The organism is Pedobacter kyungheensis (genome assembly GCF_000812965.1).
In the GTDB taxonomy this organism is placed as follows: domain Bacteria; phylum Bacteroidota; class Bacteroidia; order Sphingobacteriales; family Sphingobacteriaceae; genus Pedobacter; species Pedobacter kyungheensis.
Window position 1 is genome coordinate 148,904 of record NZ_JSYN01000017.1, and the last position, 13,351, is coordinate 162,254.

Annotated in this window: 5 protein-coding genes; 2 read left to right on the forward strand and 3 right to left on the reverse strand. The window is 39.7% G+C overall.

Annotated features, from left to right (window positions below):
- Positions 1-79: 79 nt before the first annotated feature.
- Complete coding sequence (ettA, locus tag OC25_RS15115) at positions 80-1,759, reverse strand: energy-dependent translational throttle protein EttA (RefSeq protein ID WP_039477580.1); 1,680 nt, start codon at positions 1,757-1,759, stop codon at positions 80-82.
- A 1,130-nt stretch (positions 1,760-2,889) separates the two neighbouring features.
- On the opposite strand from ettA, the gene OC25_RS15125 reads away from it, so the two are divergent.
- Positions 2,890-5,337, forward strand: a complete 2,448-nt coding sequence (locus tag OC25_RS15125; protein ID WP_039477583.1) for a mechanosensitive ion channel family protein — start codon at positions 2,890-2,892, stop codon at positions 5,335-5,337.
- Positions 5,338-5,526: 189 nt separating this feature from the next.
- Here the strand turns inward: OC25_RS15125 and OC25_RS15130 are convergent, their stop codons facing one another.
- Both OC25_RS15130 and OC25_RS15135 read right to left on the reverse strand, forming a co-directional pair.
- Positions 5,527-7,026, reverse strand: coding sequence for a RagB/SusD family nutrient uptake outer membrane protein (locus OC25_RS15130; RefSeq protein ID WP_039477657.1), 1,500 nt, complete (start codon positions 7,024-7,026; stop codon positions 5,527-5,529).
- Between the two features lie 18 nt (positions 7,027-7,044).
- Complete coding sequence (locus tag OC25_RS15135; protein ID WP_039477585.1) at positions 7,045-9,951, reverse strand: SusC/RagA family TonB-linked outer membrane protein; 2,907 nt, start codon at positions 9,949-9,951, stop codon at positions 7,045-7,047.
- An 809-nt stretch (positions 9,952-10,760) separates the two neighbouring features.
- Here OC25_RS15135 and OC25_RS15140 point away from each other — a divergent pair.
- Positions 10,761-13,310: an ATP-dependent Clp protease ATP-binding subunit gene (locus OC25_RS15140; RefSeq protein WP_039477587.1), complete on the forward strand. Its 2,550-nt coding sequence runs from the start codon at positions 10,761-10,763 to the stop codon at positions 13,308-13,310.
- Positions 13,311-13,351: the final 41 nt, after the last annotated feature.

The window sequence follows — 13,351 nt, forward strand, 5'->3', positions numbered from 1 at the left end:
TTAAACTTGGGGAATTTATAATGCTTTTCAAATTGCGCTTCTCAAACAAAAAGTCCCGATTTTTAGTCGGGACTTTGCTTTAACTTAATTTTTTGTATCTGATGCGTTTCGGAGTAACATCACCCAAACGTTTTTTGCGGTTTTCTTCGTAATCAGAGTAGTTACCTTCAAAGAAATACACTTCAGAGTTGCCCTCAAAGGCCAGGATGTGTGTACAAATCCGGTCTAAGAACCACCTGTCGTGACTAATCACCACTGCGCAACCACCAAAGTTTTCTAAAGCTTCTTCCAGTGCACGTAGTGTATTTACGTCGATATCGTTGGTAGGCTCATCCAGTAACAATACGTTGGCTCCTTTTTTCAATGTAATGGCCAAATGCACGCGGTTACGTTCACCACCAGATAAAATACCTACTTTTTTCTGCTGATCGCCACCGTTAAAGTTGAATTTCGAAACATAAGCACGTCCGTTAACGGCTTTATTACCTAACTGGATATTGTCTAAACCATCGGTAATATTCTCGTAAACAGTTTTATCGGCATCTAAATCGTTGTGCATCTGATCTACATAACCCAGTTCAACCGTTTCGCCCACGCGGAAAGTTCCGGCATCGGCTTCTTCCTGACCCGTAATTAAACGGAATAAAGTGGTTTTACCGGCACCATTCGGACCAATAATGCCCACAATACCGGCTGGCGGAAGTGAGAAATTCAAGTTATCGAACAATACCTTATCGCCATAAGCTTTGGTTACATTGGTAGCCTCAATTACCACATTACCCAAACGCGGTCCGGCAGGGATGAAAAGTTCCAATTTATCTTCTCTTTCTCTGCCATCTTCAGAGGCTAATTTGTCATAGTTGGCAATACGTGCTTTTGATTTGGCATGGCGGGCTTTCGGTGCCATGCGTACCCATTCCAGCTCACGCTCCAAGGTTTTCTGACGTTTGCTTTCGGTTTTTTCTTCCTGAGCCAAACGTTTCGCTTTCTGGTCTAACCAGCTGCTGTAATTTCCTTTCCACGGAATACCTTCGCCACGATCTAATTCTAAAATCCATCCGGCCACATTGTCCAGAAAGTACCTGTCGTGGGTAACCGCAATAACAGTTCCTTCGTAATTTTGTAAGAATTGCTCTAACCAGTCGATACTTTCTGCATCCAGGTGGTTGGTAGGCTCATCCAGTAACAATACATCAGGGTGTTGCAGCAATAAACGGCACATGGCCACGCGGCGGCGCTCACCACCTGAAAGTACAGCAATTTTAGTATCCGGATCAGGGCAACGCAGGGCATCCATGGCTCTTTCCAGTTTCGAGTCGATTTCCCATGCACCCAAAGAATCTATTTTATCCTGAAGCTCGCCCTGTCTGGCCATTAACTTATCCATTTTATCTGGATCAGAATAATTTTCCTCCAAACCGAAAGCTTCGTTTACTTCTTCGTACTCTTTTAAAATGGCAGTAACTTCTGCGACACCTTCTTCTACAACCTCACGAACGGTTTTTTCGGGATCAAGAATTGGCTCTTGTGCCAGATAACCAACCGAATAGCCTGGCGAGAAAACTACTTCGCCCTGGTACGATTTATCTAAACCGGCAATAATTTTTAAAAGTGACGATTTACCAGAACCATTTAAACCGATAACGCCGATTTTGGCACCGTAAAAGAAAGATAGATAGATATTTTTTAAAACCTGTTTTTGTGGAGGGTAAATTTTATTTACACCTGCCATAGAAAAGATTATTTTTTCGTCAGACATTATATATAGGTGATTTAATTAATTTAATGTAATGATAAGGTGGATAACCTGCAGAAATTCCAATTTTTTTTACAAAGATAAGAACCATGACAGTATAACAAAGGGCTTTGTTAAGTATATATTATTTTTGAGAGATAAGATGGCTATATAAATCCTTCTATACTAATGTTAACATGTTTAAGTTTTAGATAAATGACTTTTTGAGTTGATTTATAGATTATATTTACAGTCACATTAACGGATTAATTAAATACAGCTATCTCTATGAAAAATTGTACGTTCAGAAATGCCTCTTTATACAATTGTAGCTGCCTGATACTTGTTAATAGCTGTAGGATAAGCTATAGCTGAAAGAATAAAAATTTTCTATAAATACTTTGGACATCTAATACGGTGGTGAAAAATGTTGCAGCCCTCGTAGATAAATTATTTATAAAAGCCCAAATAAAAAACTGGAATATTGGTCGGGAAATTTCCTTCCCTGAAGTCATAATGTAATATGTACAATTTAGTTTATAAAAATCAGCTATTCTTTTTATTCCTAATAATATTGTTTCTTATCCATTCAGTTTTTAAATATCGCCAGAATCATATCTTGGAAGCTGAAAGCTCAAAAAGTAAGGAGGTTATTTCTCAGGTTCGGTGTAGCTTTGCTTCCCAATCAACATCTTCAATTAAGATCATTAAAAGTGGTAGAAGGTATTCAATTGAGCTCCCTGCAAAAAGATGTATTAATTATGCTGTTGGCGATACTGTACAATTGTTTTATAATAAAAAGTATGATTACTACTATCTCCCAGGATTGTTATATTTATATAAACAGCGGGTTGTTTATTGTTTGATAGGCATAGGTCTCTTATTGCTGCCATGGAAATTTTTTAATTTGAAGTTTTTTAAAATATTTTAATCATACCTCTTTAAATCACGTTTGTCAAAAAACTTAATGTCTTTAGTATACTCGCAAAGTCCATTCTTATTTTACTTAACTCGCATGGATTTAAAATGTGGATTAAACGGCAGCTTCGGGTATTGGAGAATAGAGGTGGTGATAACAATAGCATGCCTGATAACAGGTGTTATGGTTGATAGTTCTGGAGGTTTTTTGTATTATTGATTTAATTCTACTGTCCATGAAAATCAAAAATCTGTTTCTTTTGCTGTTGTTAATGTGCACTTTTAACTGGGGTAGGGCGCAAAATACCGATAGTTTGAAAAAAGGGGATTTATCTGACAGCCTTAAGCAGAGCTTTGTAGATCGGATGCAGGATTTTGCCAAAAGTTCAGCCAAAAAAAGCAAAGCAGAGCTGGAGGCCGATAAGGCTGTTATCGATCAGATCAGGATATTTGAACAGGTGCGCAAAGCGATACAAAAGGCTAAGAATTACCTGAACAATGGTTTGGATACCCCGGGGATAAAAACCGAACTCAAAGAAATTGATGAAGACTTTACCCGCGCAAGTGATGGAGTTTTTATCAATAAAGGTACTGCGCAAACTTTTCGCAACCTTACAGCAACAGCTAAAATATTAACCGAATTACTCAATAAGGCCAATACCCGTAAAATCAATCTGGATGCCAACCAGCAACAGCTGAATAATTTTCGCTATCAGCTCGATTCTTTGTCGGGCGAACCCGCACTTTTTAAGTTTCCGCAGGATTCCGTTTCGCTAACCAAATACCTGCAAAAGGTGGTATTGGTAGCTTACGAAATTAAACCGGTTGATAGCATGCTGAAAATTGCCAATACCAATATCCAAAGCCTTTTGGCACAGGTAAACGTGACGGTGTTTAAGTTGCAGAACCATTTAGATGAAATTGCTGCCTACCAGGAAGCGATGGCGGATAACAGTTTTAAAAAAGAATTTGGTAGTCTGTTGGATCCCGAAGGACATTACAGGCCTTTTGGCGAAATATTGTCACACTCCTGGGTAAAAGGTGGCATGACTTTGGGTTTTTACGCCGAAAATAACTACGGCAAGCTGTTTACCCTGTTGCTATTGGTGTTTTTATCTTACACTTATCTTAAATCGCTTAAGGGGATTTATACCGAATCAAACCTGTTGCGGCCAGATATGGAAGGACAGCTGGTAATCAGGTATCCTTTTTTATCTGCCCTGCTCATCATAATCAGTATATTTCAGTTCATTTTCAGGTCGCCACCCTTTGTACTTAATGTCATCTTCTGGCTCATATCCTGTGTATCACTAAGTATTATTTTCAGCAAGTTTATCAATAAGTATTGGATGCGGGTATGGACTTTCATGGTGATACTTTTTATGCTTGCTGCGGTCGATAACCTGGTGTTACAGGCATCGAGAACCGAAAGATGGCTCATTCTGATCATTTCAGCGGCTGGGGTAGTTTTTGGTTTATTTACTTTGTTGAAAGGCAAAAGGGATACCTTGAGAGAGAAGTGGATCGTATATTCGATAGGCTTTATGGTATTGCTGGAGGTATTTTCGATGCTGGCCAACATACTGGGCAGGTATAACATGGCCAAAACACTATTTATCAGCGGCTATTTAAATGTAGTGGTAGCCATTCTGTTCCTTTGGACGGTAAGGCTCATTAACGAAGGATTGTTTCTGGCTTTCAATATTTACTCGGGGCAGGATAAAAAACTGTTTTACCTTAATTTTTCTAAAGTTGGTAAACGGGCGCCGCTATTATTTTATGGTTTGCTGGTTGCAGGTTGGTTAGTATTGTTCGGACGCAATTTTCCAGCCTATAACTATTTTTCGAAACCTTTAAAGGAGTTTTTTAGTGCTGACAGGACCATTGGCGATTACACTTTTAGCATCAATACCGTTTTACTGTTCATTGTCATTATTGTGATTTCAATGATTGTATCGAAAGTAGTTTCGTTCTTCGCTACCGATAAACACCTGGAGCATAAAGACGATCAGAAACGTTATGGCATTGGCAGTTGGTTACTTTTGGTGCGCATTGCCATTTTGGCAATAGGTTTGTTTTTGGCCATTGCGGCTGCAGGCATTCCGGTCGATAGGATTACGATTATATTGGGAGCATTGGGTGTAGGTATTGGTTTTGGTTTGCAAACATTGGTAAATAATCTGGTAAGCGGTTTAATTATTGCTTTCGAAAAACCGGTAAACGTAGGCGATATTGTAGATGTTGACGGGCAGGGGGGGACCATGAAATCGATAGGTTTCAGGAGTAGTGTTATCTCTACCTGGGATGGCGCGGATGTGGTAATGCCCAACGGCGATTTACTCAATGCACACCTCATTAACTGGTCGCTGGGTGGCAACCGTAAACGGTTATCAATCGTGGTTGGGGTTGCCTATGAAACCGATCTTGAAAAAGCCAGACGGGTTTTAATGGAGGTATTGGGTAATGAAGACCGGATAGCCAAAAACCCTGGCCCGGTAGTGCAATTCGAACAATTTGCCAGCAGTGCCATAGATATAAAGGTTTATTTCTGGAGCAGGCACATTGGTCAGGCACTGGCCACAAAAAGCGATTTAATTGTTGCCATTAACGAGGCTTTTAAAGCCCATAATATTAACATTCCATTTCAGCAGCAGGAAATTACAGTGCGCTATCCAAAGGAATAATGGCGTTTAAACAGGGTGCTCTAATTCAGTTTTAATTTAATTATCAGCCTATTTTCATAATATAAGATGTAGCCTTTGCGGCTTGGAAAATGTGCTACTTTTAATGCACGGATTAATTTTTAGTAGATACCGTAAACGTTAGTAAAATGAAAAGCCTTTCAGGATTGAAAGGCTTTTCATTTTTTGAGATTAAGGGTTTTGAGATAAGTTTGGGTTTTTATCTCTTTCCGTTTGTGGTATAAAATAAATTACCCGGGCATCAGTCGGATTGATGGTTTGATTAACTGAACCATTAATTGTAGAATGTGTTCCGGGATAATCTCTTACTACCGGACGGTTGTTCCTGAACAGATCATATGCCCGATGCCCTTCAAAGGCCAGTTCCAGCCATCTTTCTTCCAGTACAATATCTAAAATGGTATGCGTAGGGGTAACATCAATTAGTGTATAAACAGGTATGCCTGCACGTGTTCTAATTACATTCACATCATCAAGCGCTAATTGTGCCTTGTTTAGTTTGGCATTAGCTTCTGCCCGGTTTAAATATTGTTCGGCCAAACGAAGGTAAACTGGCGAAGTTAGGTTAATTACACCTTCCTGTAAGTTGTTTTTATTTACATAGTAAATGGGAGCTGGTGGTGTAAGTTTGCCATTAAGTTGCTGTGTGCCACCTACTACATACGGAGAAATAAAACTTTTGCGCTTATCCTGAGGGAATTTGTTTAGAAAATTATAATACTTGGCAGAAGCATATATTTCTCCCCATCCGCTCTCACCCTGACCCAGCGCATTTCCGTTGGCATCGCCACTGTAATACAACGAACCTACAGCAGAATAATCGTAATTTTCGGTTTTGGTGTGCTTTATGGCAAAAATACTTTCGCGGTTGGTCTCAGGATCTACCCTGAAATAATTTTGGTACTGCGTGTTTTGCAACAGCTGGTACTTATTAGAATTGATTACCAGATCGGCATATTCTATTGCTTTGGCATTGTTATCCATGTAGAGATAAACCCTTGACAACAGCGCATAGGCTGCCATTTTGGTTGCAAAGCTATTGCTCTTTTCAACCGTCATAAACTGTGCAGCCTTTAAGAGATCGGCCAGCACAAAATCGTATACCTGGGCAACTGTACTTCTTTTAACGGTAGCAGCTTCCGATTCGGTTAGGTTTTCGCTTAAAATAGGTACCCCTGGATTGGTTGTTGGGGTTTGTGCGTATGGCCTTCCAAACATGCGTACTAAATTAAAGTGTAGCATAGCCCTTAGAAACAGGTTTTCGCCCTTCACCTGTAGCTGATCGGCAGAGGCATTATCCGGAATAAGCCTGATAATTTTATTTGCTGCTGCGGCAATATAATAGGCTTGTTGGAAGTATGCCGTTGCATTGGCCGAATTTACCAAATGCGTGTATTTGTATAAATTGGTTACATCGCTCGATGAGTTTTGGCCCTGTGCCACTTCATCAGAAGGAAGTTCTGCCAGCCAATGATAGTTATTCTCGTAGTTTAAGCCTTTTAAGGTTGCATAATTCCCTAAAGTTGCAGTACGCATCCCTTCAATGGTATTCAATAAGCCACTATCTTCAACCCTATCCGAAGGGAAGAAGTTTTTCCGGCAGGAAGATGCTGAAAAAATAACAGCTGTTGCGATGGCTATTTTTATAATGTGGTTGTGATAGATTTTCATTTCGAATTTCATTTTAGTTTAGAAAGTTAAATTAACGCCAAATACAAATCTCCTGCTTGTAGGATACCTGAAAGATGATATACCTCCGGTAAGATCTACCTCGGGATCTACACCCGAAAATTTAGTTGCAGTAAATAAGTTATCGCCACTTACATAAAGGCGTGCCGCATTTATTGAAGCTTTTTTAAGCCAGTTTGCTGGTAAATTGTAGCCCACCGTTACGTTTCTTAATCTTAAGTAACTGCCATTCTCTAAGAAACGGGTTGAAGTTTGGTGCGATTGCAGGTTGCCTCCAAACTTAGCCTGCGGATGTGTTGCATCTGTTTGACCTGGCGTGGTCCACCTTACCGATCCTTTAGGAAGTACCTGCTGGTTATAGCTTTCATAAACGCCATCATTATCGAAATAGAAACGGCTATCGTTATACACCCAGTTGCCGTAAACAAAATTTAAGAAGGCAGAAAGGGTGAAGTTTTTATAATTCAGTGTATTGGTTAATCCACCACTAAATTTAGGCGCCGAAGATTTACCGGTATATTGCCTCGTAGCCTGGTTGTAGGTACTGGTTACCCCAGTCGGGTCGTCTAGTTTTTCCCACAGTGGCTTGCCATCAGCCGGATTAACCCCAGCCCATTTTTGCATGTACCATTCATCCATATCATGGCCCAGGGCAATTGGCTGCGTACTGGTATTTACAACCAGCAAGCCTTGATTAAGTTCCATCACTTTGTTCCGGTTGAACGACATGTTAAAGTTGGTTTCCCAGTTAAAATCTTTTAGCTGAATGTTCTTGGAGTTGATGGTAAACTCTATACCTCGGTTTCTGATTGCGCCTATATTTCTTCTGATATTCGCATAACCTACGGTTGAAGGCAGTGGTACTGCAAACAGCAAATCCGAATTGCGCTTGTCATAGGCATCAATAGTAACGTCTATGCGCTTAAACAAGCTAAAGTCTAGTCCGAGGTTATAAGTCCTTGATTTCTCCCAGGTTAAATCAGGGTTAGCTATCTGTGTTGGGAAAGCGCCTGTTTGGCCATTGTACGAAGCTGCCGCATTTAAATTATATAGACCAAACGATTGGTAATAATCGATACCGCCCTGATTCCCGGTAGTACCGGCACTTGCCCTAAGTTTTAAAAAGGAAATCGTTTTATTGTCTTTTAAAAAGCTTTCATTCGATAAAATCCAGGAGGTTCCGAACTGATAAAAAGTGGCAGCAGGATTGTTTTTCCCAAAACGCGAAGCATATTCATTTACAACAGATGCAACCAGGTAATACTTGCTCTGGTAGCTATAATCGGCCTGTGCTAAATATTTTATGTTTTTGTAACCATCATAGCTGCCGGTTGGTTTGTTGGTAATATCTGTAGCGGTGTTAATGGCATCCATTCCGGCAGGAAGCCCTTTTGCTGTGATCCCGTTTACATCGTATTTATAACTTTCAATTTCTGCAACACCCAAAATGCTAAAATTATGCTGGCCAATGTTTACCGAGTACTTAATCCTGTTTGATGACAGTAAGGTGGTAGCAAAAGTATTGCTTAAAGATGCTGTGCCTAAGTTGGTAGCTCCGCTTTGGCTTCTTCTGTCATAATAATTGTTAGAGCGGCCACTTGCTATTGTAGCCCTGTTATAACTCGAAATGGTTAAGTTTTTAAGCAGGTCATAATCCAGGTTAATGTCGCCAGTGCTGGTGAAACTTCTGGCCCTCGAATAGTTGTACTGTAAACTCTGTAAAAAGTTTGACCGGTCTCTGCCTTTCCATGACGGTATATTTCTCGGATCGGTTGGGCTACCATCAGCATTATATGCAGGATCGTAAGGCATATTCAGGTAGGCCTGGTAAACTGCACTTTCCGGGTTAATATTATCATTAATTACAATACCACTTAACAATGCATTTAATTTTAATTTTTTAGTCAGCTGTGAGGTAAGGTTGGCTCTCAAGCTATATTGGGTTTTATCATTATTGATGAGTGTACCTTCTTCTTTAAAATAATTGCCAGAGATATAAAATTGACTTTTTTCGCTTCCGCCAGAGGCAGTTAAAGTATGGTTATTTACCATGGCAGTTCTAAAAGCCTCATCCCACCAATTGGTATTGGTATTTACTAATGAAGGGGCGGGAGGAGTGGTGAAAAATGTTTTCTGATAATCGTAGAGCTGCTGAGCATCCATCAATTGGAAATTACCAGTTGTAGCCTTAGCAAAACCCACGGCTGAGTTTAAACTAAAGCGGGTTTCTCCTGCTTTGCCTTTCTTAGTGGTTACAATAATTACACCGTTTGCAGCACGCGATCCATATAAACCTGTAGCGGCAGCATCTCTTAATATGGTAATGTTGTCCACATCAGCAGGGTTGTAGGTACCGCCAATATTTCCGTCAACTACAACGAGTGGCCCAATACCTGCGTTGATGGTGCCAACACCACGTACAACGACTGTTGAGCCTGCTGTCGGATCACCAGAAGCTGAGCTTGCCACAACGCCAGGTGCTTTACCCTGTAACAGGTTTCCCAGATTTACTGAGGTTACATCGTTAAGCTGAGCGCCACTTACGGTAGTAACCGCACTCGAAATTTCTGATTTCTTTTTTGTAGTGTAGCCTACAACTGTTACAGCATCAAGATTTGTAGTTTCATCTGTCAGTGAAATGTTTAGCGTAGTATTTGTCCCAACTTTAATGGTTTGGGAACTAAAACCCAATGCCTTAAACTCAAGGGTACTTTCATTTTCTGCATTAATGGTATATTTTCCGTTTGCATCAGTTTGTGTGGCAGTTTTAGTGCCAAGTACGGTTACCGTGATGCCCGGCAGTGGAAGTTTTTTACTGTCAGTTACAGTACCAGTAATGGCGCGGTTTTGTGCCTTTAATAAAAAAGCACAGGCCATAAGGGAAATTATTAAAATTAATTTCTTCATGTTTTTTAGGTTAGACGAGTTTTAAGTTTGTTGTTTTTTGTTTTTGGAGCACTGGATGCGCTTAAGGAGGAGCAAAGGTTACTTTCATATTCATATCTGCTGTTTTATTTACCCGGTTATTACTAAACTATTACCTTAGAAATTAACTTCAAATGCCTAATACAGCGCAAACGTTTGCCCGAAATGAAGTGTAGTATAGATAATATGCGGGCTTTAAACTCTTTTTACAGGTTTGACAGATTCTAATGACTGCTATTGTGAATTAATATATACGCAAACGTTTGTTTCCGTATTGCTGGCTTTGCTTTTTTTAAAAATCAATGCAGGATTCTGCTGTATTTCCCCTAAACAAAAACAACCAATTTTATGTTAATTCCGTATAGTAGTTTAGATAGGTGTTTTAGAGGAGTGATTAGATTGTTGACTTTTGTCTCAATAAAATGTTAAATGATGGCATGTTCCTTTTATTTTTCTGTCAAAACTTGTAAATTGCCTATATAAATAGATACAATTTGTCAGTTTTTAAGTGTTGGGAAATACTTACAATAAACCGACAATAAAATTATTTTAAGCGGATGTTTTTGGCAAAAATCCCTTTAAAACCTTTGTAACACTTAATACGTAGATAAATAGAAATAAAATAATATTTATCACGACGACATTCTTACATTAATTTTAGGGCTTTCAGGCGTGTATAGGCCTCTTTATCCACCCGGATGGCGCAATTGTTGATAAAATAAAGAAAACAGCACCTACTCTTTTTATAATTTATTTTATAGTTTAGGGACGTAGCTGTTAAGAAAGGTATTATGGAAGCAAAATTTTCACCACAGGTTAAAGATGTAATCTCTTTTAGTAGGGAGGAAGCGCTCCGCTTAGGGCACGATTACATCGGAACCGAGCATTTATTATTAGGCCTCATCCGCGAAGGCGATGGCATGGCAATAAAAATTTTACGATCGTTAGGAGTTGATACTGGTAAATTGCGCCGCTCAATTGAAGATGCCGTTCGCGGTACATCGAGTGTTACAGTAAACTTAGGCAATATTCCGTTGACGAAACAGGCCGAAAAAGTTTTAAAGATTACTTACTTAGAAGCTAAAATATTTAAAAGCGATTTAATTGGCACCGAACATTTATTGTTGTCGGTTTTGAGAGATGATGATAACATCGCCTCACAAATCTTATTGCAGTACGGCGTTACTTACGATGTTTTTAAACAAGAGGTAGAAGTAAATAAGAACGGCTTCAGAGACGATATTTCGAACAGTGCCTCTACAGGTGGCGACGACGATTATCGCGAAGAAGAAAGCTTTAGTACACCTAAAAAAGTTTCGGATATCAAATCTAAAACGCCTGTTTTGGATAATTTCGGTCGCGATTTAACCAAGGCTGCAGAAGAGGGCCGTTTAGACCCGATTGTTGGCCGCGAGAAAGAAATTGAGCGTGTATCGCAAATTTTATCCCGCAGGAAAAAGAACAACCCGATTTTAATTGGTGAGCCGGGAGTTGGTAAATCTGCAATTGCAGAAGGCCTGGCCTTACGAATTGTACAACGTAAAGTTTCGCGTGTGCTTTTTGGCAAACGTGTAGTTACCTTAGATTTAGCTTCATTGGTAGCTGGTACAAAATATCGTGGTCAGTTCGAAGAGCGTATGAAAGCGGTAATGAACGAGCTTGAAAAATCTACAGATGTAATTCTGTTTATTGATGAGATTCATACCATTGTTGGCGCTGGAGGTGCATCTGGTTCGCTTGATGCCTCAAACATGTTCAAACCGGCTTTGGCCAGGGGCGAAATTCAATGTATTGGTGCCACTACTTTAGATGAGTACCGTCAGTACATTGAGAAAGATGGCGCTTTAGACCGTCGTTTCCAAAAAGTGATGGTTGAGCCTGCTACTCCTGATGAAACCATCGAGATTTTAAGCCGCATTAAAGATAAGTACGAAGAGCACCATGGCGTAACGTATACCCAGGAAGCAATTGAGGCTTGCGTTACATTAACCTCACGTTACATTTCTGACCGTTTCTTGCCAGATAAAGCCATTGATGCTTTAGATGAAGCAGGATCAAGGGTACACTTAACCAATATCCATGTTCCACAGAACATTATCGATATCGAAGCGAAAATTGAAGATATCAAACTGGAGAAAAACAAGGTTGTACGTAGCCAGAAATATGAAGAAGCTGCAAAACTCCGCGATACTGAGAAAAATTTAATTGAAGAATTAGATAAAGCCAAAGCAGAGTGGGAAGCTGAAACCAAAACCAAACGTTACGAAGTATCGGAAGATAACGTAGCCGAGGTGGTAGCCATGATGACTGGTATTCCGGTGCAACGTGTTGGACAAACTGATAGCCAGAAATTGTTGAACATGTACGATAAAGTGGCTGAGAAAATTATCGGTCAGGATGATGCGATTAAGAAATTAACCAAAGCCATCCAACGTACAAGAGCTGGATTAAAAGATCCTAAAAAACCAATTGGTTCGTTCATTTTCTTAGGTCCAACCGGTGTAGGTAAAACAGAATTGGCAAAAGAATTGGCTCGTTTCATGTTTGATAGCGATGATGCTTTGATTCAAATCGACATGAGTGAGTACATGGAGAAATTTGCGGTATCACGTTTGGTAGGAGCGCCTCCGGGATATGTAGGTTACGAAGAAGGTGGACAGTTAACTGAAAAAGTTAGAAGAAAACCTTATGCGGTAATCTTATTGGATGAGATTGAGAAAGCGCACCCAGATGTATTTAATATCTTATTGCAGGTATTAGACGAAGGACAGTTAACTGACAGTTTAGGCCGTAAAGTTGATTTTAGAAATACGATCATCATCATGACATCGAATATTGGTGCACGCCAATTGAAAGATTTTGGACAAGGTGTTGGTTTCTCTACTTCAGCTAAAAACAACCAGGCAGAAGCGCATAGCCGCGGTGTGATTGAGAGTGCTTTAAAACGTGCTTTTGCACCAGAGTTCTTAAACCGTGTAGATGATGTAGTTGTATTTAACAGCTTAGGTAAAGAAGAAATCTTCAAAATTATCGATATCGAATTAAAAGCATTATTCGGTCGCGTACATACTTTGGGTTATGATATTGCCTTAACTGAAAACGCAAAAGAATATATTGCCGAAAAAGGTTTCGACAGTAACTTCGGTGCCCGTCCGTTAAAGAGGGCCATCCAGAAATACCTGGAAGATCCGATTGCCGAAGAAATCCTTAAAGGTGAATTAACTGAAGGCGATGTGTTGGAAATCGATTACGATAAAACAACAGATGTAATTTCGGTAAATCACAAAAAAGGCGAAAAGAAGAAAGAGCAATCAGCCGAAGAAGATTCTTCAGCTAAATAATTAAAAAACTCCCGGTCAAAAACCGGGAGTTTTTTGTTTCA

Bases quoted from the DNA above. Each gene is read 5' to 3' on its own strand.
- ettA (WP_039477580.1), bottom strand. From the start codon at position 1,759: ATGTCTGACGAAAAAATAATCTTTTCTATGGCAGGTGTAAATAAAATT.
- OC25_RS15125 (WP_039477583.1), top strand. From the start codon at position 2,890: ATGAAAATCAAAAATCTGTTTCTTTTGCTGTTGTTAATGTGCACTTTT.
- OC25_RS15130 (WP_039477657.1), bottom strand. From the start codon at position 7,026: ATGAAAATCTATCACAACCACATTATAAAAATAGCCATCGCAACAGCT.
- OC25_RS15135 (WP_039477585.1), bottom strand. From the start codon at position 9,951: ATGAAGAAATTAATTTTAATAATTTCCCTTATGGCCTGTGCTTTTTTA.
- OC25_RS15140 (WP_039477587.1), top strand. From the start codon at position 10,761: ATGGAAGCAAAATTTTCACCACAGGTTAAAGATGTAATCTCTTTTAGT.